Source organism: Agrococcus jejuensis, assembly GCF_900099705.1.
Taxonomy (GTDB): Bacteria; Actinomycetota; Actinomycetes; order Actinomycetales; family Microbacteriaceae; genus Agrococcus; species Agrococcus jejuensis.
Map to the genome: position 1 here is coordinate 2,166,751 of NZ_LT629695.1, position 19,749 is coordinate 2,186,499.

14 protein-coding genes are annotated in these 19,749 nt (G+C 72.9%); 11 read left to right on the forward strand and 3 right to left on the reverse strand.

What is annotated here, in order from left to right; genetic code table 11:
• Positions 1 to 18 precede the first annotated feature (18 nt).
• The 3 genes from BLQ67_RS10140 to BLQ67_RS10150 are packed head-to-tail and all read right to left on the reverse strand — an operon-like array spanning position 19 to position 2,767.
• The gene (locus tag BLQ67_RS10140) at positions 19 to 378 is read right to left on the reverse strand and encodes a fluoride efflux transporter FluC (RefSeq protein ID WP_231945020.1); all 360 of its coding nucleotides are present in this window, start codon (positions 376 to 378) and stop codon (positions 19 to 21) included.
• Complete coding sequence (locus BLQ67_RS10145; RefSeq protein ID WP_197674595.1) at positions 375 to 752, reverse strand: fluoride efflux transporter FluC; 378 nt, start codon at positions 750 to 752, stop codon at positions 375 to 377. The genes BLQ67_RS10140 and BLQ67_RS10145 overlap by 4 nt, the downstream gene beginning before the upstream one ends.
• Positions 749 to 2,767, reverse strand: coding sequence for an APC family permease (locus BLQ67_RS10150; protein WP_231945021.1), 2,019 nt, complete (start codon positions 2,765 to 2,767; stop codon positions 749 to 751). The genes BLQ67_RS10145 and BLQ67_RS10150 overlap by 4 nt, the downstream gene beginning before the upstream one ends.
• Positions 2,768 to 2,955: 188 nt before the next feature.
• Here BLQ67_RS10150 and BLQ67_RS10155 point away from each other — a divergent pair, with 188 nt between their 5' ends.
• From BLQ67_RS10155 to BLQ67_RS10205, 11 genes are all read left to right on the forward strand, one after another.
• Positions 2,956 to 3,978 carry a glycosyltransferase family 2 protein gene (locus BLQ67_RS10155; protein WP_197674596.1) on the forward strand — a complete coding sequence of 341 codons (1,023 nt, stop codon included), beginning with the start codon at positions 2,956 to 2,958 and terminating at the stop codon, positions 3,976 to 3,978.
• Positions 3,978 to 4,484 carry a GtrA family protein gene (locus tag BLQ67_RS10160; protein ID WP_092504754.1) on the forward strand — a complete coding sequence of 169 codons (507 nt, stop codon included), beginning with the start codon at positions 3,978 to 3,980 and terminating at the stop codon, positions 4,482 to 4,484. The genes BLQ67_RS10155 and BLQ67_RS10160 overlap by 1 nt, the downstream gene beginning before the upstream one ends.
• A complete protein-coding gene (locus BLQ67_RS10165) occupies positions 4,481 to 6,529 on the forward strand; it encodes a hypothetical protein (RefSeq protein ID WP_092504756.1) in 2,049 nt (682 codons plus the stop codon). The genes BLQ67_RS10160 and BLQ67_RS10165 overlap by 4 nt, the downstream gene beginning before the upstream one ends.
• A 102-nt stretch (positions 6,530 to 6,631) precedes the next feature.
• A complete protein-coding gene (locus BLQ67_RS10170; RefSeq protein WP_092504758.1) occupies positions 6,632 to 7,366 on the forward strand; it encodes a MerR family transcriptional regulator in 735 nt (244 codons plus the stop codon).
• Between the two features lie 315 nt (positions 7,367 to 7,681).
• A complete protein-coding gene (locus BLQ67_RS10175; protein WP_197674597.1) occupies positions 7,682 to 8,494 on the forward strand; it encodes an ABC transporter ATP-binding protein in 813 nt (270 codons plus the stop codon).
• Between the two features lie 55 nt (positions 8,495 to 8,549).
• Complete coding sequence (locus BLQ67_RS10180) at positions 8,550 to 9,566, forward strand: aliphatic sulfonate ABC transporter substrate-binding protein (protein WP_092504760.1); 1,017 nt, start codon at positions 8,550 to 8,552, stop codon at positions 9,564 to 9,566.
• Complete coding sequence (locus BLQ67_RS16880; protein WP_231945022.1) at positions 9,563 to 10,429, forward strand: ABC transporter permease; 867 nt, start codon at positions 9,563 to 9,565, stop codon at positions 10,427 to 10,429. Before BLQ67_RS10180 ends, BLQ67_RS16880 begins: the two co-directional genes overlap by 4 nt.
• Entirely contained in the window at positions 10,420 to 12,465 is a 2,046-nt protein-coding gene (gene acs / locus BLQ67_RS10185) for an acetate--CoA ligase (protein ID WP_407922491.1), read from the forward strand. Before BLQ67_RS16880 ends, acs begins: the two co-directional genes overlap by 10 nt.
• Positions 12,466 to 12,856: 391 nt before the next feature.
• Entirely contained in the window at positions 12,857 to 16,036 is a 3,180-nt protein-coding gene (locus BLQ67_RS10195; RefSeq protein ID WP_092504764.1) for an efflux RND transporter permease subunit, read from the forward strand.
• 67 nt (positions 16,037 to 16,103) lie between these two features.
• On the forward strand, positions 16,104 to 17,432 hold the full coding sequence (locus tag BLQ67_RS16970) for a DUF2510 domain-containing protein (RefSeq protein WP_157674790.1): 1,329 nt from the start codon (positions 16,104 to 16,106) through the stop codon (positions 17,430 to 17,432).
• Positions 17,433 to 17,512: 80 nt separating this feature from the next.
• Positions 17,513 to 19,513 carry a DEAD/DEAH box helicase gene (locus BLQ67_RS10205; RefSeq protein WP_231945024.1) on the forward strand — a complete coding sequence of 667 codons (2,001 nt, stop codon included), beginning with the start codon at positions 17,513 to 17,515 and terminating at the stop codon, positions 19,511 to 19,513.
• Positions 19,514 to 19,749 lie beyond the last annotated feature (236 nt).

Below are 19,749 nucleotides of genomic sequence, written 5' to 3' on the forward strand. Positions count from 1 at the left end.
AGGAGCGGTCCTGGGTGGTCAGAGGGCGCCGAGCCAGAGGCCCAGGGCCGCGAGGGCGACGCCCGCCACGAGGGTGACCAGCACGTTCGCGATCGCCGTGCGCACGCGGCGGCGGTCGGCGAGCTGCACCGTCTCGACCATCCACGTCGAGAACGTCGTGAGGCCGCCGCAGAAGCCCGTCACGACGACGAGCAGCAGCAGCGGCTCGCCGCCGAGCAGCGAGGTCGCGAGCCCCGCCACGAACGCGCCGGCGAGGTTGGCCACGAGGATCGGCCACGGCAGCCGGTCGGGATGCCCGAGCCGCGCGAGCGCGAACCGCACGACGGCGCCGATGCCGCCGGCGAGCGCCACGAGCACGAGGCCCAGCCCAGCGATCACTCGTCGACCTCCATCGCCGCGCGCGGCCGGCCGCCGAGTCGCAGTCCCGCCCATGCCGCCGCGATGCCCAGCACGATCGACGCCGCGAGGTAGGCGAGCGTCGCCGCCTCCGGATGCTGCGCCACGACGAGCGCGAGCGCGCTGAACGTCGTGAAGCCGCCGAGCACGCCAGTGCCGAGGCCCGCGCGCACCCAGTCGGGTACGACGGGCCACACGCGGGCGACGAGCAACCCGAGCACGAACGCGCCGACGACGTTGATGCCGAGCGTCTGCCACGGGTGCGCGTCGAGCGTCGCGAGGTCGATCGACGCGCGCACGCCCGTGCCGAGCGCGCCGCCCACGAGCACGGCGAGCCAGGGGAGCAGTGCCCTCACCGGCGATGACCCGAGTGGTGCTGCCTCGTGACGGGGCGCGGGCGGCGGGCCGTGCCGCGGCGCGCGTCGCCGGGCAGCGGGCGCGACTCGCGCTCCTCGAGCAGGCGCGCCGACTGCAGGCGCCACGGCACGAGCGCCACGGCGACGCCGTGCGTGAGCGCGAGGCGCTGGCGCACGCGCCGCGACTTGTGGTCGTGCAGCACGCGCTCCCACCAGTGGCCCATGACGTACTTCGGCATGTAGACGGTCACGACCTCCGAGCCGTGCTCCGCGCGCCGCTCGGCAAGGTGGTCGATGACCGGCTGCGACACGTCGCGGTACGGGCTCGGCAGGATGCGCAGCGGCACGCGGATGCCCTGGCGGATCCACGCCTTCTTCAGCCGCTTCGCCGCATCCACGTCGATCGCCGAGTGCACGGCCTCGAGCGAGTCGTGCTTCGCCGCGATGGCGTAGTCGAGCGCCTTGAGCACGGGCTTCGTGAGGTCGCCGACGAGCACGATCGCGTGGTCGCCCTGCGCGCCGAAGACCGTGTGCTCGTCGGGCTCGATCTCGCGCCGCACGCGGCCGTAGTAGCGCGCGATGCCCCACATGAGCAGCCACAGCACCGGGCCGATGAGGAAGACGAGGTAGGCGCCGTGCGTGAACTTCGTCACGGTGACGACCACGAGCACCGTCGCCGTCGCGATCGCGCCCACGACGTTGACGGCGAACGCCGCCGGGTTGAACTCGCCGCGCCGCCTGGGGTCGCGCTTGATGCGCAGCCAGTGCACGACCATGCCCGCCTGGCCGAACGAGAAGGACACGAAGACGCCGATGATGTACATCTGGATGAGCTGGTTCAGGTTCGCCTGCGTGAGCACGATGAGCAGCACGGCACCGAGCGCGAGCACGATGACGCCGTTCGAGTACACGAGGCGGTCGCCGCGCGTGCGCAGCGCCTTCGGTGCGAAGCCGTGGTCGGCGAGCACGGAGCCGAGCAGCGGGAACCCGTTGAACGCAGTGTTGGCTGCGAGCAGCAGCACGAGCGCCGTCGCCGCGAGCAGGACGTAGAAGAGGGGCGAGCCGTCGCCGAACACCGCGGCGCCCAGCTGGCCGATCACCGACTGCTGCGGCGTCGTCTCGCAGTTCGCGAAGCCGTTCAGGTCGCACGGGTCCTCGGCGTAGTGGATGCGCGACACGAGCCCGAGGAACGTGATGCCGGCGAAGAGCGACATCGACACGACGCCCAGCAGCACGAGCGTGATGCGCGCGTTGCGCACCTTGGGCCTGCGGAACGCGGGCACGCCGTTCGAGATGGCCTCGATGCCCGTGAGCGCCGAGCATCCCGAGGCGAACGCACGCAGCAGCAGCAGCATGATCGCGGCCTGGCCCAGCGCATCCGTCTCGACCGAGTACTGCGCCGACGCCGCCACGGGAGCGTCGCCCGTGAGCGTCTGCACGAGTCCCGTGACGATGAGCACGACGACGGAGGCGATGAAGAGGTAGGTGGGGATCGCGAACGCGCGCCCCGACTCCCGCACGCCGCGCAGGTTCACGGCGGCGAGCACGACGATGAAGCCGACGGCCAGCTCGACGCGGAACGGATCGAGCTGCGGGAACGCCGAGATGATGTTGTCGACGCCCGACGCGACCGACACCGCCACCGTCAGCACGTAGTCGATGAGCAGGGCGCTCGCGACGACGAGGCCGGCGCGCGGCCCGAGGTTGCGGTGCGCCACCTCGTAGTCGCCGCCGCCCGACGGATACGCCTTCACCGTCTGCAGGTTGCCCGCGACGACGATCGCGATGAGCAGCATGACCGCGATCGCGACGTACGGGGCGTTCGCGAGCATCGCGAGGCCGCCGATCGTGAGGATGAGGAACATCTCCTGCGGGCCGTACGCCACCGACGACAGCGCATCCGACGCGAAGATGGGCAGCGCGACCCGCTTGGGCAGCAGCTCGCCCTCGAGCTGCTCCGTGGGGAGCGGCTTGCCGATGATCCAGCGCTTCGCGGAGCGCTCGTCCGATGTCACGACGCGTGATGCTACTCCTGCGCGAGGCGCGTGGGGAGCGCCGCGACGAGCGGGTTCCCGACGCGTCAGGATGCGGTGGACCGCGTCGTGCGCGGCGCTCGCGACCGGGAGCCGCTCGGAGGCCGTGCGGTACGCTTCCTTGGCTCCATCCGCGGGAGCTTCTGCCGGACGTGAACGAGGAGCGCCCTGTGTCCAGGAAGACGATCAGCGTCGTCATCCCCAGCTACAACGAGGAACGTAGCGTCGAGGAGATGGTCGACCGCGTGACCGCCGTCTTCCGCGAACGCCTCCCCGCGTACGACTTCGAGATCATCTTCGTCGACGACTTCTCGACCGACGGCACCCGCGGCACCATCCGCCGCCTCGCGAAGACGAACCCGCGCGTCAAGGGCGTCTTCAACGCCAAGAACTTCGGCTTCCACCGCAACATCTTCTCGGCGCTCACCTACGGCAGCGGCGACGCCACCTTCATGCTCTTCGGCGACCTGCAGGACCCGCCCGAGAACATCCCCGAGTTCGTCGAGCGCTGGGAGCAGGGCGACAAGGTCGTCGTCGGCCAGCGCCGCTCGAGCGACGAGGGCTGGTTCATGACGGTGCTGCGCCGCATGTACTACACGACGATCCGCCACCTGTCGGACACGACGCAGATCGCCCGCTTCACCGGCTACGGCCTCTACGACCGCGAGTTCGTCGAGACGCTCAAGGACATCGACGACGTGCAGCCGTTCTTCAAGGCCGTCGTCGCCGAGTACGGCCTCGACATCGCGATCGTGCAGTACGACCAGGCGAAGAGCGCTCGCGGCAAGTCGAACTTCAACTTCCTGAAGAACTACGACTTCGCCATGCAGGGCCTCACCGCCTCGACGAAGCTCATGATGCGCTTCGCGACCTTCCTCGCCGGCATCGTCGCGCTCGTGTGCCTCGGCGTCGCCGTCTTCGTGCTCGTGAACAAGCTCATCGACTGGGAGCGCTACTCGGCCGGCGAGGCGTCGGTGACGGTCGGCATCTTCCTGCTCGGCGCCGTGCAGCTGTTCTTCATCGGCGTGCTCGGCGAGTACATCCTCAGCATCAACGGCCGCATCACGCGCAAGCCGCGCGTCGTCGTGGGCGAGTGGGTCAACCTGCGCGGCAGCCGCGCCGGCCGCCTGCCCGACGCCGCGCCCGCGACGCGCTCGGACGAGACCGAGCAGCCGCGCCCCGAGACGGCCTGATGGCAGCGGCAGCCGGGGCGACGCCCGACGCGGCCGGCGCAGTCGACCCCCGCAGCGTGCGGATGCGCAGGCTCGCCATCCAGTTCGGCAAGTTCCTCATCGTCGGCGGCATCTCGTTCTCGGTCGACTACGGCCTGTTCCTGCTGCTGCACACGGTGCTCGGCGTGCCCTACGTGGCCGCGAGCACCATCTCGTTCTCGCTGTCGCTCATCCTCAACTACGTGCTCACGCTGAAGTTCGTGTTCGTGGCGCAGCCGGGCCGCTCGATCGCGAAGGAGTTCGCGATCTACGTCGGGCTCAACATCGTGGCGCTCGGGCTCAACCAGCTCATCCTCTTCCTGTCGGTCGAGCTGCTGCACGTGTGGCCCGAGATCGGCAAGCTCATCGCGACCGCCATCGTGCTGGTCTACAACTTCATCGCCCGCAAGATGCTCATCGAGCGTCCGGGACGAGCGGCTGCACCAGCCGCAGACGATCGCATCGACGAGACGAGGCACCAGGCATGACGAACGACGAGCGGGACCGCGCCGGGGTCGAGGAGACCGCTGCGGCCGAGCAGGCCGAGTCGCCGGTGGCGACCGACGTCGAGACGCCGGCAGCGGCAGCGCCGGCCGAGCCGCGCCGCCCGATCGGCGAGCGCGTCGGCGGCGCGCTCGACCGCGCGCAGGCCCGCGTCGGTGCCGGCGTCGGCCGCGCGGGCGACGCCGTGCTCGCGATCCCCGTCGGCCGCTGGTGGCGTCGCGTCGAGCGCCCCGGCATCGGCGACTGGGTGCTGCTGGGTGCCGTCTCGCTGCTCGCGTTCGTCACCTTCCTCTACGGCGACGTGCGCGTGACGTACGAGCACACCTTCAACTTCCTCGACGCCGTCGCCGCCGGCCGCGTGCAGGACTTCTACCAGATCGCCATCGACAACGGCACGTTCGGCCACCCGGCCGTGTACGACATCCCCGTCTACATGGTGTTCGCCGTCTGGAACCTGCCGACGTGGCTCATCCACCAGGTCGTCGAGTTCGACTACCTGTCGTCGGTGCCCGCGCAGCTGTGGGCCAAGGCGATGATGGTGTTCTTCCTCGTCGTCGCCGTGAAGGTGCTCATGGACATCGCCCGCACGGCGGGCATGAGCGTGGGCCGCTCGCGCTGGGTCGGCTTCGTGTTCGCGTCGTCGATGGCCGTCATCGTGCCGGTGCTCGTCATCGTGCAGTACGACATCGTCTCGGTCGCCGTCATGCTGCTGGGCATCCGCGCCTACCTGCAGGGCCGCACGCGCGCGTTCCTGCTGTGGTTCCTCGCCGCGAACACGCTGAAGCTGTTCTCGGTCTTCGTCTTCATCCCGCTGATCCTGCTCAAGGAGAAGCGTCTGCTGCACGCCGGCGGCCAGCTCGTCGTCGGCATGCTCGGCCTCGTCGTGTGCCGCCTGCTGTACCGCGGCGACGTCGCCTACGAGATCTCGACCGGTGGCTTCACCGACCTCATGCTGCAGCGCCTCACCGTCGCGGGCGTGCCGTGGCACTCGGGCTTCACGGTGCCGCTGTTCGTCGTCACGATGGTGGGCCTCGCGATCTTCGCGTACGTGCGCCGCGCCGACACGCCTCGCGAGCTGCTCGCGTTCGCGACGTACCTGCCGCTCGTCGCGTTCCTCGCGTTCTCGGTGCTCGTGCCGCTCAACCCGTACTGGATCGTGCTGATGGCGCCGTTCTCGGCGCTCATCATCTTCCTCAACCCGAGGCACCTGACGCTCAACGTGCTGCTCGAGACGAGCATCGCGACGGCGCTCGTGCTCATCTACTCGATGGTCGGGTTCTCGATGTACACGCGCGACATGTTCGCGCAGCTGCTGCTGGGTCGCGTGCTGCCCGGGGCGGAGGAGCAGCGGTTCCGCAGCGTGCAGGACCTGCTGGTCGGGGCTGGGCTGGACAAGTACCTCCCGTTCCTCATCGGGTTCCTGCTCGCGTGCGCCGTCGCGGTGCTCGTGCTCAACTACCCGCGCCGCTCGCTGCTCGAGGGCATGCCGAACGTGGAGCCCGTGCAGCGCAGCGTCATGTGGCTGCGCCTCGTAGCCGTCGTCGCGTTCTTCGCGCTGCAGTTCGCCATGTACCTGCTGCCCGCGAAGCCGCCGCTGTACTCGTCGGTCACCGACACCCCCATCACGGGCGCGGCCGACATCATGCTGCCGGGGTCGTCGGTCGAGCAGGACTTCGTCGTGGAGTCGGATGCCGCGGTGGAGGAGCTGCAGGTCGGGTTCTCGACCGACGCGCAGTGGATCAACACCGCCGCCGTCGCGCTCACGCTCGTCGACGCGTCGGGCACCGAGGTCTACTCGGGCACGGCGCCGGTCAACGCGCTCGGCGTCGGCCTCACCGCGTTCGAGACGCCGGGCCTCGTGCTCGCCGGCGGCGAGACGTACACCGTGCGGCTCACGACGCAGGAGAGCGACAGCGACGGCCGCGTGTTCGTGCTGCTCAACCCCGCCGTCGACCGCGAGCTGACGCTCGAGGACGGTCAGGAGGTCGCGGGCGACCTCATGCTGCAGGTCGTCGGCTCGCCGCAGTAGCGACGCGTCGCAGGGATGCGCCGGCCCGCCTCGCGGGTCGGCGCATCCGCGTCTCCGGGCGCCCTTGACATTGACGCTGCGTCAACTCCTACCGTGGTCGGCATGGAGTGGTCGATCCAGCAGCTCGCACGCCTCGCAGGCGTGACCTCGCGCACCCTGCGGCACTACGGCGACGTGGGGCTGCTCGAGCCGAGCCGCGTCGGCACGAACGGGTACCGCTACTACGACGCACGCTCGCTGCCGCGGCTGCAGCGCATCCTGCTGCTGCGCCAGCTCGGCGTCGGCATCCCGGCCATCCGCGAGTCGCTCGCGGGCGGGTCGGATGCGGATGCGCTCGACCATCACCTGCGGTGGCTGCGCCAGGAGCGCGACCGCATCGACCGGCAGATCCGCGCCGTGGAGCACACGGTGACGACGACGAGAGAGGGAGGCGCCATGGACGCGCGCCAGGCATTCGACGGGTTCGACCACACGCGGTACGAGCAGGAGGTCACCGAGCGCTGGGGTGCCGACGCGTGGCGCTCGAGCCAGGACTGGTGGGGCTCGCTCGGCGACGAGGGTCGCGCGGCGTTCCAGCAGGAGCACGTCGACCTCGTCGCCGGGTACGCGGCGGCGCTGACGGCCGGGGAGACGCCGACCTCGGAGGCGGCGCAGGCGCTCGCCGCGCGCCACTGGCGCTGGATCGCCGCGAGCTGGCAGCGCGAGCCCGAGGTCGAGGCGTTCGTCGGCCTCGCCGACACGTACGTCGCCGTCGAGCGCTTCGCCGCGGCGTACGGCGGGCCGGAGGCCGCGGCGTACGTGCGGGAGGCGATGCGGGCGTACGCGGCGGGGCGCTGACCCATCCGTCGGCGAGACGCCCTCCCGCAGCTGGTCGAGGAGCGCGCGAGCCGCCAGGCGAGCCCGCGTCACGAGACCACGCGATCGCCGCTCCTGCCCAGCCATGCGCGTGGTCGCGTCGGGCGGGCACGTCGCGTGGTCTCGTGACGCGGAGGCGCTGCGCGCCTGCGCTCCTCGACCAGCTGGAGTGGGCGTCCTCGATGCGGGCCGCGATGCGGCCGTCGTCACACGACCCCTCTGTTACGACGCATGACGGGCCGACATGCGATGATCCGCCGCCCTCCGTAGCGTCGGCAGGGTCGGGAGGAGGCCATCGTGGCTGCAGTCGAGCTCGGCGACCGCCTCGCAGGCCTGTCGCTCGGACGCTCCACCCCCGCGACGGTGCGCGTGACCGGCCTCGGCCGCGCGTTCGGCGACCGCCCCGTGCTCGACGGCGTCGACCTCGAGGTCGCGCCCGGCGAGATCGTCGCGATCCTCGGCGCCTCCGGCTCGGGCAAGTCGACGCTGCTGCGCATCGTCGGCGGCCTCGACGCCCCGACGGCCGGCACCGTGACGATCGACGACCATGAGGTCGCCGGCATCGACGACCGCGTCGCGATCGGCTTCCAGGAGCCGCGGCTGCTGCCGTGGCGCACCGTGGCCGACAACGTCGCCTACGGCCTTCCCGCCGGCATCGCGAAGGATGCGGGCCGCGCCCGCGTCGCCGCGCTGCTCGAGCTCGTCGGCCTCGCCGACTTCGCCGGGCACCGCCCGCGCGCGATCTCCGGCGGCATGGCGCAGCGCACCTCCCTCGCCCGGGCCCTCGCCCGCGACCCCGGCGTGCTGCTGCTCGACGAGCCGTTCGGCGCGCTCGACGCCCTCACGCGCATGCGCATGCAGGACCTGCTGCTCGGCGTGCTCGACACGGCACCGACCACCGTGCTGCTCGTGACGCACGACGTCGAGGAGGCGCTGCAGGTCGCCGACCGCGTCGTGCTGCTCGGCAGCGACCCCGACCGGGCCGGCGCGCGCATCCAGCAGATCGTCACCGTGCCCGGCGAGCGTCCCCGCGACCGCGGCTCCGCCGAGCTCGCCGAGCTGCGGGCCGAGCTGCTCGCGGGCCTCGGCATCGACCGGCACGCGCACTAGACCCCGCATCGCTCGTTCCCGAGACCCGCCGCCCGACCAGCACCGAGAGATCCCCATGGCACGCACCACCACCTCCCGCCTCGCCGCCCTCGCGGCAGGCGCCACCGCCGTCGCGCTCGCCCTCACGGGCTGCGTCGCAGGCGAGGACGCCCCCGCCGAGTCCGGCTCGGCCGACGGCGGCACGACGACGACCGTCGACATCGACTGGGCGACGTACAACCCGCTGTCGATCGTCATCCGCGATCAGGGATGGCTCGAGGACGCCGGCTACGACGTGAACTGGGTGCAGTCGCTCGGCTCGTCGGCCGCGAACGAGGCGCTGCGCTCGGGCGCGATCGACTTCGGCTCGACGGCCGGCTCGGCCGCACTGCTCGCTCGCGCGAACGGCGCTCCGCAGCAGATCGTGACCGTGGTGGCGCAGCCCGAGTGGGCGTCGATCGTGACCCCCGAGGGCTCCGACATCACCTCGGTGGCCGACCTGCAGGGCCGCACGGTCGCCGCCGCGCTCGGCACCGACCCGTACTTCTTCCTCGTGCAGTCGCTCGAGCAGGCAGGCCTCTCGATCGACGACGTGACGGTCGAGAACCTCGCGCACGCCGACGGCTGGGCGGCGCTGCAGGGCGGATCGGTGGATGCGTGGGCCGGCCTCGACCCCATCACCGCCACCGCCGAGGCGGCGGGCGCGACGATCCTCGCCACCGACCTCTCGCTGAACTCGTACTCGGTGCTCAACGCCTCCGAGGAGATCATCGCGTCGGACCCCGAGCTCGTGCAGACCGTCGCCGACCTCTACGAGCAGGCGCGCGAGTGGGCGCTCGCCAACCCCGACGAGATGGCGCAGCTGCTCGCCGACGCCGCCGCGATCGACCTGTCGGTCGCGCAGGTCGTCATCGACGAGCGCGAGGGCCTCGACGTCTCGGGCGTGCCCGGCGACGAGCTGCTCTCGGTGCTCGAGCCCATCGGCGCCATCCAGGTCGAGATCGGCGACGTCGCCTCGCAGGATGCGATCGACACGGCCCTCGACACGATCCTCGCCCCGCAGTTCGCAGAGCAGGCGGTCGACGCCGGATGACCGAGCCCACGACGCTCGCGACGCACTCGACCCGAGCTGGGGTCGAGTCGGAGCTCGACGCCGCCCGCACTCGCGGGCGGCGTCGACCGCGTCGCGGCGCGCTCGCGAACCCTGCCGTGCGCGTCGCGCTCGGCGCGCTCATCCCGCTCGTGCTGCTCGGCATCTGGTGGGCGCTGACGATCCCCGGTGCGGCGATCGTGCCGCCGTACCGCTTCGCGAGCCCGCTCGCGGTGTGGCAGGCGGGCGTCGGCCTCGCCGAGGACGGCGTGCTTGGACAGTACGCCGCCATCTCGCTGCAGCGCGTGCTGCTCGGCTTCGGCGCCGGCGCCGCGCTCGGCCTCGTCGCCGGCGGCCTCGTGGGTCTCTCGCGACTCTTCGAGTCGCTGCTCGGGCCGTTCCTCGGCATCGTGCGCGCCGTGCCGAGCCTCGCGTGGGTGCCGCTGCTCATCGTCTGGTTCCAGATCGGCGAGCAGTCGAAGGTCATCCTCGTGGCGATCGGCGCGTTCTTCCCCGTCTTCACGACCGTCTCGCTCGCGCTGCACCACGTCGACCGCAACCTCGTCGAGGTCGCGCGTGCGTTCGGTCGTCGCACGCTCGGCACGTTCCTGTCGGTGCAGCTGCCGTCGGTGCTGCCCGCCGTGTTCACGGGCCTGCGGCTCGCGCTCGTGCAGGCATGGCTGTTCCTCGTCGCCGCCGAGCTGCTCGGCGCGTCGATGGGACTCGGATTCCTGCTCTCGCGCGGGCAGTCGACCGGTCGCGTCGACCACATCCTGCTCGCGATCATCCTGCTCGCCGTCGCAGGCAAGCTCACCGACTCGGTGCTCGCGCTCGTGCAGCGCTGGGCTGCGAGGCGCTGGTCGTGAGCGCGCTCGACGCCCTGCGGCTCGAGACGCGTTCGTTCCCGCCGCCCGCGGCGATCGCCGCCGCCGCGAACGTCGGACCCGACGTGTGGGATGCGGCCGCCGCCGACCCCGACGCGTTCTGGGCCGCCGCCGCCGAGCGCCTCGACTGGGTGCGCCCGTGGGACACCGTGCGCACGTGGCAGCCGGCCGAGCCGACCGGCCGGGCGAACGCCGACGGCACCCCCGAGCTCACGGTGCCGGCCGCGACGTGGTTCGCGGGCGGCACGCTCAACGCGTCCGTGCAGTGCGTCGACCGGCACGTGGATGCCGGGCACGGCGACCGCGTCGCCACGCACTTCGAGGGCGAGCCGGGCGACCGCCGCACCGTCACCTACGCCGAGCTGCAGCGCGAGGTCGCCCGCGCGGCGAACGCGCTCACGGCGCTGGGCGTCGAGCCCGGCGACCGCGTCGTCGTGGTGCTGCCGCCGCTCGTCGAGACGCTCGTCGTGACGCTCGCGATCGCGCGCATCGGCGCCGTGCACTCGCTCGTGTTCGGCGGCTTCAGCGCCGACGCCGTGCGCTTCCGCCTCGAGGACACCGGCGCGAAGGTGCTCGTGACGAGCGACGGCCAGTACCGCCGCGGCCAGGCCGTGGGCGTGAAGGAGCGCATGGACCGCGCGGCCGAGGGCGTCGCATCCCTCGAGCACGTGCTCGTCGTGCAGCGCACCGGCGACCTCACGCCCGACACCCCGTGGACCCAGGGTCGCGACGTGTGGTGGCACGAGGCGCTCGCCGCCGCCTCCGACGTGCACGAGGCGCAGGCGTTCGACGCCGAGCATCCGCTCTTCATCATCTACACCTCGGGCACGACCGGTCGGCCGAAGGGCCTCGTGCACACGACGGGCGGCTACCTGACGCAGGCGTCGTGGACGCACTGGGCCGCGTTCGACCACAAGCCGACCGACGTGCACTGGTGCACCGCCGACCTCGCGTGGGTCACGGCGCACACGTACGCGATCTACGGGCCGCTGTCGAACGGTGCGACGCAGGTGCTCTACGAGGGCACGCCCGACGCCGGCCATCGCGGGCGGCACCTCGAGATCATCGAGCGGTACGGCGTCACGACGTACTACACGGCGCCGACGCTCGTGCGCTCGCTCATGACGTGGTTCCCCGACGGCTTCCGCTCCGGCCCGCACGCGGGGGAGTGGGACCTGTCGACCATCCGCCTGCTCGGCTCGGTCGGCGAGGCCATCAACCCCGAGGCGTGGATGTGGTTCCGCGAGCACGTCGGTGCGGGCACGGCGCCGATCGTCGACACGTGGTGGCAGTCCGAGACGGGCGCCGCGATCCTCGCGCCGCTGCCCGGCGCATCCACGCTCAAGCCGGGGTCGGCGACGCGCGCGATGCCCGGCGTCGCAGCGCGGATCGTCGACGAGCACGGCGAGACGGTGCCGTACGGGAAGGGCGGCTACCTCGTGGTCGACCGTCCCGGCCCCGGCCTCGCCCGCACCGTGTGGGGCGATCCCGAGCGGTACCGCGACGCCTACTGGGCACGGTTCTGGCAGCAGGGCGCGTTCTTCTCGGGCGACGGCGCCGCGTGGGATGCGGACGGCGACATCTGGGTGCTCGGCCGCGTCGACGACGTCATCAACGTGTCGGGCCACCGCCTCTCGACGATCGAGATCGAGTCGGCGCTCGTCGCGCACCCCGCCGTCGGCGAGGCCGCGGTCGTGGGCGTGGAGGATGCGCTGACCGGGCACGCGATCTGCGCGTTCGTGACGGCATCGCGCGGGCACGAGCCCGGCGTCGGCGGCCGTGACCCGCACGTCGACGAGCTCGCCGCATCCCTGCGCTCGCACGTCGCCGAGGCGATCGGCCCCGTCGCGAAGCCGCGCCACGTCGTCGTCGTGCCCGACCTGCCGCGCACGCGCTCCGGCAAGATCATGCGCCGCCTGCTCGTCGACGTCTTCGACGGCCGGCCGCTGGGTGACACGACCTCCCTCACCGACGAGACGGTGCCGGAGCGCATCCACGCCGTCGTGCACGGCGCCTGACGCAGAGAGCCTCGGAGCCCGGCGCTCGCCCGGTGGAATGTGCGCGAATCCGGCCCCTCGAGGCGCTCAGCGTCGCAAGGGCCCGAATTCGTGCACATTCCACCGGGCATCTCGGTGCAGGGGTGCCGGTGCAGGCCGGGGCCCTGGCCGGGGTCGTTCGTCACGAGGAAGAACGAGACGCCGAGCCGTGGTCGGCGCCGACGAAGCGCAGGGTGCGCGACCCTGCCATGCGGATCGCGTCCGCGGGGATGCTGGCCATGTGGCTCCTCTCGGTCCCGGCATCGTGGCGTGCGCACCTGGACGGCTGGGATGAGCCAGCCTCCCGAGGGAGGCGCGAGCACGGTACCGGGGGAGGACGACGCGCCCAGCCCGACGCGAGCATCATGGAGCCGTGCATCTGCTCTCGGTCGCCAGCCTCGCCAACCGCGCGCTGGTCGCGCTCGTCACGATCTGCGTCGCCATCTTCGGCGGCGTCGCGCTCACGAGCCTGCGCACCGAGCTCGTGCCCGACATCACGCTGCCGCAGGTCGTCGTGTCGTCGCAGTACCCGGGGGTGAGCGCCGAGATCGTCGACGCCGACGTCACGGGGCCCATCGAGGATGCGCTGCAGGTCGTGCCGGGGCTCGAGACGACGACCGGCACGTCGACGACGGGAGCGTCGACGGTCGTCGCGTCGTTCACGTACGGCACGAACCTGCCGACGACCGAGCAGCGCGTGCAGCAGGCGGTGAACCGCATCGCGAGCCAGCTGCCCGACGGCATCACGCCGACGGTGCTCACGGGGTCGATCGCCGACCTGCCCATCCTGCAGATCGCCGTGCCGCGCGGCGACGACGAGGCGGCGCTCGTCGACCGCATCGAGCAGGTCGTCATCCCCGCCCTCGAGCGCGTGGATGGCGTGCGCGGCGCCGACCTCGCGGGTGCGGAGGGGCAGCGCGTCACGATCGCGCCCGACGACGCGGCGCTCGCATCCGCCGGGCTCACGCGGCAGGCGATCGGCGACGCGATCGACGCGAACGGCGTGCTGCTGCCCGGCGGCACCGTGACCGAGGGCGATCAGACCCTCAGCGTGCAGATCGGCGGCACGCTCGCATCGGTCGACGAGCTCTCGGCCATCCCCGTCGGCCCTGGCCTCACGATCGCAGACGTCGCGACCGTGACGCTCGACGCCGACCCGGCGTCGTCGGTGTCGATCGTGAACGGCGAGCAGTCGATCTCGATCTCGGTCACGAAGCTGCAGTCGGCGAACACGGTCGAGGTGTCGAACCTCGTGCAGGCGCTGCTGCCCGAGCTCGAGGGCGACCTCGGCGGCGTCGAGATGACCGTCGTGTTCGACCAGGCGCCGTTCATCGAGCAGTCGATCGACGCGCTCGCGACCGAGGGCCTGCTGGGCCTCGCGTTCGCGGTGCTCGTCATCCTCGTGTTCCTGCTGTCGGTGCGCGCGACGCTCGTGACGGCGATCTCGATCCCCACGAGCGTGCTCATCACGTTCATCGGGCTGTGGGCGAGCGGCTACACGATGAACATCCTCACGCTCGGTGCGCTCACGATCGCGATCGGCCGCGTCGTCGACGACTCGATCGTCGTCATCGAGAACATCAAGCGGCACCTGGCGTTCGCGCCCACGCGCATGCGCGCGATCCTCGACGGCGTGCGCGAGGTCGCGGGCGCCATCACGGCGTCGACGGTCACGACGGTCATCGTGTTCCTGCCGCTCGCGTTCGTCACCGACGTCACCGGCGAGCTGTTCCGGCCGTTCTCGCTCACGGTCACGATCGCGCTGCTCGCGTCGCTGCTCGTGGCGCTCACGATCGTGCCGGTGCTCGCGTACTGGGTGCTGCGTGCGCCGAAGGGATCCCCGGCGGCGCTCGCGCGCGTCGGGGCGGATGCGCGGGTGGCGAAGGGTGCGGACGACGAGGTCGCGAGCGAGGAGCCGAACGCGCAGCCCGAGCCCGTCGCCGCATCCCGCGACTACGAGGAGGCGCCCGGCCGCCTGCGCCGCGGCTTCCGCCCGATCCTCGCGTGGACGCTGCGGCATCCCGTGCTCGTGCTCGTCGGCGCGGTGCTCGTGCTCGGCGGCAGCGCCGCGGCGGTGCCGCTCATGGCCGTCAACTTCCTCGGCGACACCGGCCAGACGAGCGTGCGCGCCACGCAGACGCTCGAGCCCGGCGCCTCGCTCGAGACGCGCCTCGACGCCGCGACGGCGACGAGCGCCGCGCTCGAGGACGTCGAGGGCGTCGACATCGTGCAGGCCACCGTCTCGCAGGGCGCAGGCGCCTTCGCGGGCTTCGGCTTCGGCGGCGGCGGCACGAGCGAGGTGTCGTACTCGATCACGGCCGAGGACGGCGCCGACATGCCCGCGCTCATCGAGCGGATGCGCGACGCGCTCGCCGACCAGCCGGGCGAGACGAGCGTCGCCGAGGCGGGCGGCGGCTTCGGCGGCAGCGACGTGACCGTCGACGTCACCGCTCCCACCGAGGACGAGCTCGTGACCGCGACCGAGGCCGTGCACGACGCTGTCGCCGACCTCGACGGCGTCGCGGCGACGAGCGACAGCCTCGAGGCCGCGCAGCCGATCGTGCAGGTGACGATCGACCGCGAGGCGGCGGCGGACGCGGGCCTCAGCGAGGTCGCCGTCGCGGCGCTCGTCGCGCAGGCGATGCAACCGCAGCCCGTCGGCGACATCCAGCTCGACGGCTCGGTCGTGCGCATCTACCTCGCGCCGACCGGCGACGTGTCGACGATCGACGAGCTGCGCCAGGTGCCGGTGCCGACGGCGCTCGGCGCCGTGCCGCTCGACGACCTCGCCGACGTCGAGGACTCGCTCGGCCCCGTGAGCATCGCGACGCTCGACGGCGAGCGCACCGCCACCGTCACGGTGACGCCGTCGACGGCGGATGTGCGCGCCGTCGGCGCCGCGGTGCAGGAGGCGGTCGACGGCGTCGAGCTCGCCGACGGCGCCGCCGCGACCGTCGGCGGCGCGTCCGCCGACATCACCGAGGCCTTCACGCAGCTCGGCATCGCGGCGCTCATCGCCATCCTGCTCGTCTACGTCGTCATGGTCGCGACGTTCAAGAGCCTGCTGCAGCCGCTGCTGCTGCTCGTGTCGGTGCCGTTCGCCGCGACCGGCGCCATCCTGCTGCAGGTCGTCACGGGCCTCCCGCTCGGCGTCGCATCCATGGTGGGCGTGCTCATGCTCGTCGGCATCGTCGTGACGAACGCCATCGTGCTCGTCGACCTCGTGAACCAGTACCGCGATCGCGGCATGAGCGTGCGGGATGCGCTCGCCGAGGGTGCGGAGCGCAGGATGCGGCCCGTGCTCATGACGGCGGCCGCGACGGTGTTCGCGCTCGTGCCGATGGCGCTCGGCATCACGGGCCACGGCGGCTTCATCTCGCAGCCGCTCGCGATCGTCGTGATCGGCGGCCTCGTGTCGTCGACGCTGCTGACGCTCGTCGTGCTGCCCGCGCTGTACCTGCTCGTCGAGGGATCGATCGAGCGCAGCCGGGTGCGGCGCGGTCGCGGCACGCGCGCTCAGGTACGGTCGGAGCTGCGGTCATCCACAGGATGAGCCGCCTCACAGGCAGTGCATCGGCGCGCCTGGCACACTGACCATCGTCCGTCTCGTGGAGGACGTCATGCCCAGCTTCCTCATCGTGCACAGCCAGCCGCCGGGTGGCCGCGCCGATCTCTTCGCGCAACCCCCGATGCTCGACGTGTCGGGGCTCGGAGCGCGCCTGGATTGGGGCGACACGACCTTCGAGGTGCCGCCGGGCGACCACCGCGTCACCATCTCGGTCGCGCCCGTCGCGGGCGGGCACGAGGGTGCGGTCGTGACGGTGCGCGTGCTGCCCGAGACCGGCACGCGCATCTCGTTCGCGCCGCCCGCCGTGGCAGGCCAGCCCTCGACGCTGCGCGTCGACGGGCAATGGCCCGCCGATGCGGCGATGGCGTACTACGCCGCGCGCGACCAGCGCCCGCTCGCGCCGATCGCACAGCAGCAGGTCGGCGGGCAGCCGGCCGGTGCGCCCGCGTGGGGCGGCCCGCAGTCGTACGCGACGAACCCGGTGCAGCGACTGCCGCAGGCCAGTGCGCCCGGGTCCGCGCCCGTGCAGCAGTCGGCGCCGCAGCCGACGCCCACGTCGCCGACGCCGACGGTGCCGCCCGTGGGGCCCTCGATCGGCTCGACGGGATCCGTGCCCATCGTCGCGCCGCCGTCGAGCGCGCCGACGTTCGGGCAGATGCAGGGCGCCGTGGTCGAGCCCGGCGCACAGCATCCGCTGCCGCCGGCGCCGCCGCCCATCGTCGCGCCGGTCGCGGCGCCCGCGTGGAGCCAGCAGCCGTCGGGGTTCGCGCCGCCCGCGCAGCAGGCGCCCGTGCCCCAGGCTCCGGTCGCGCATCCGTCGCAGCCGGCCGCCGCGGCGCAGCCGCCGCGCGTCGCCCCGCCGCAGGTCGCGCCGCAGCCCTCCGCGCAGCAGCAGGCCGCGCCGCCCGTCGTGCCGATGCAGCCGCCCGTGCAGCACGCGCAGCCGCCGCGGGTCGCGCCGCAGCAGGTCGCACCCCAGCAGCAGGCGCCGCAGCACGTCGTCCCGCCGCACGTCGCCGCACCGCAGCAGCCCGGTCACGTCGCGCCGCCGGCGTTCGGCCCGGGAGCGCCGCAGCATCCGCCGATGCAACCCGGCGCCCAGCCCGCGTTCGGCCACCAGCCGATCGTGCGTCGCGACATCTACGGCCGCGACCGCGTCGACGGCGACCGCTCGGCGCCCGCCATCCCCACGCCGCGCCAGTTCGAGGACTTCGCCCGCGCCGAGCGCGAGCGCCACGAGGCCGAGGCCGTCGCGGCGTCGCGCCAGCAGCAGGGCTGGTACCCCGACCCGTACGGCCGCTCCGAGGTGCGCTGGCACGACGGCGAGCGCTGGACGGCGTCGGTCATGCGCGGCGGCCGCCGCGAGCACGACCCCGTCTGAGCCGAGCGCATGCCGTAGCGTGGATGCCCTACGCGCACGCGGCATCCCGTGCTGCGCGACCCCAGACGAGAGCGAGCACCATGCCGCGTCCGCAGCGTGAGCCCGACCGTCGCCGAGGCGGCGCCGACGACCAGTCCGGTCGCGGCCGATCCGGCGGTCGCCAGGGCACCGGGCGACCCGGTGCCGGCCGCTCGGGCACCGGCCGACCCGCGACGGGTCGAGCGGGCGGCGGCCGTCAGCGCGACGAGCGCGACCCGTCGCGTCCCAGCTGGGAGCCGCGCGAGAAGCCCTCGCGCTGGCAGCGCAGCGTCGACCGCGACGAGCAGCGCGGCTACGGCGACGACCGACGCGATGGTCGCGGGCGCGGTGCCGGCGACGACCGCGGGCGCGGCGGACGCGACGACCGCAGCGGCAGCGTGCGCGGCACGGGCCGCGGCGACGCGCGCCACGGCACGCCCTCGCCACGTGGCGACCGGGAGGCGCGTCGCGCCGCCGTCGAGCGCCGCGCCGCTGGCCGCGATCCCATCCGCGACCGCGCTCGCGACCGCGCGCAGCAGCCGCGCGGTCCCGAGGCCGGCACGTCGTACCGCGACCTGAAGGCGGGCAAGGGCGGCGCGCGTCGCGACGGCGACCGCCAGCGTCCCGTCGGTCGCTCGGTCGGCGGCGAGCGCGACCGCCTCGACGACCGCGCCCGCGCCGACGACCGCTCGCGTCGCGACGACCGCACGGCGCAGCACCGCGCTCGCGAGGATCGCAGCCGCGAGCAGGAGTCGCCGCGCATCGACCGCGCGCGCCCCGACGGTCGCGTCGACTCCACCTACTACCCGTCGCGCGCGGCGCAGCCCGGCGCATCCGACGACGTCGTGCACGACCGCCTCGACGCGACCGCCGTGTCGCAGACCGTCGAGGGCGTCGACTTCGCCGACCTCGGCCTCGGCGCCGGCATCGTCGGCGCGCTCGGCGGCCTCGGCGCCGTCGCACCGTTCCCCATCCAGGCGGCGGCGATCCCCGAGGCGATCGCGGGCCGCGACGTGCTCGGCCGCGGTCGCACCGGCTCGGGCAAGACCATCGCGTTCGTCGCGCCCATCGTCGAGCACCTGCTGCGCACCCGCCCCGACGGCGGCCGCACCGTGGGTCGCCCGCCGCGCACGCTCATCCTCGCGCCGACGCGCGAGCTCGCGATGCAGATCGACCAGGTGGCGCAGTCGATCGGCAAGGCCGTCGGCATCTTCACCACCACGATCGTCGGCGGCGTGCGCCAGGGGCCGCAGGAGAAGGCGCTCGAGCGCGGCGTCGACATCCTCATCGGCACCCCCGGCCGCATCGAGGACCTCGTCGAGCAGGGCATCCTCAACCTCGGCCGCGTCGAGATCGCGGTGCTCGACGAGGCCGACCACATGTGCGAGCTCGGCTTCCTCGAGCCCGTGCAGCGCCTGCTGCGCCGCACGCGGCCCGACAGCCAGAAGCTGCTGTTCTCGGCGACGCTCGACCAGGAGGTGTCGGCGCTCGCGAAGGAGTTCCTGCGCGACCCCGCCGTGCTCGAGGTCGAGGGCGAGGACCAGGCGTCGGGCACGATCGAGCACCACGTGCTCGTCGTCGACCGCTACGACAAGGATGCGGTGCTCGAGCAGCTCGCGCTCGCCGAGGGCCCCGTCGTCGTCTTCGCCCGCACGCGCGTCTACGCCGAGCGGCTCGCGCAGCAGATGCAGGAGGCGGGCATCCTCGCCGCGAGCCTGCACGGCGACCTCACGCAGGCCCGCAGGCAGCGCAACCTCGACATGCTGCAGAAGGGCACCGTCGACGTGCTCGTCGCGACCGACGTGGCCGCGCGCGGCATCCACATCGACTCCGTGGGCCTCGTCGTGCAGGCGGATCCGCCGGACGAGCACAAGACGTACCTGCACCGCTCGGGCCGCACCGGTCGTGCTGGCCGTCGCGGCACGGTCGTGACGGTGATCGCGCGCTCGCGCCGCGACCGCATGCAGCAGCTGCTCGACCGCGCCGAGATCGAGGCGCCCATGGTGCCCGTCGGTCCGACCGACGACGTGCTCGCCATCGTCGGGGTGCTGCCCCGCCGCTGACCCGCGGTGGGTCCTGCGCCCAGGACCGCTCCGTGAGGTGCGAGCGCCGCGAGCCTCGAAGGGAGCCCACCCGGGGTCGCCGGCTGTCGGTTCTGCGTTTTGCAGGCGATTCGGTGGGGCAGAGGGAAGATACCCCTCTGCCACCCCGGATCGCCTGCAATACGCAACCGGCCGCATCCGGGCCGTTGCGTTTTGCAGGCGATTCCAGGTCTTGAGGGAGCATTCCCCTCGAGAGG

What these genes read in the sequence shown, in the direction of transcription:
- BLQ67_RS10170 (WP_092504758.1), top strand. Translation starts at nt 6,632, where the DNA reads ATGGAGTGGTCGATCCAGCAGCTCGCACGCCTCGCAGGCGTGACCTCG.
- BLQ67_RS10165 (WP_092504756.1), top strand. Translation starts at nt 4,481, where the DNA reads ATGACGAACGACGAGCGGGACCGCGCCGGGGTCGAGGAGACCGCTGCG.
- BLQ67_RS16880 (WP_231945022.1), top strand. Translation starts at nt 9,563, where the DNA reads ATGACCGAGCCCACGACGCTCGCGACGCACTCGACCCGAGCTGGGGTC.
- BLQ67_RS10205 (WP_231945024.1), top strand. Translation starts at nt 17,513, where the DNA reads ATGCCGCGTCCGCAGCGTGAGCCCGACCGTCGCCGAGGCGGCGCCGAC.
- BLQ67_RS16970 (WP_157674790.1), top strand. Translation starts at nt 16,104, where the DNA reads ATGCCCAGCTTCCTCATCGTGCACAGCCAGCCGCCGGGTGGCCGCGCC.
- BLQ67_RS10180 (WP_092504760.1), top strand. Translation starts at nt 8,550, where the DNA reads ATGGCACGCACCACCACCTCCCGCCTCGCCGCCCTCGCGGCAGGCGCC.
- BLQ67_RS10160 (WP_092504754.1), top strand. Translation starts at nt 3,978, where the DNA reads ATGGCAGCGGCAGCCGGGGCGACGCCCGACGCGGCCGGCGCAGTCGAC.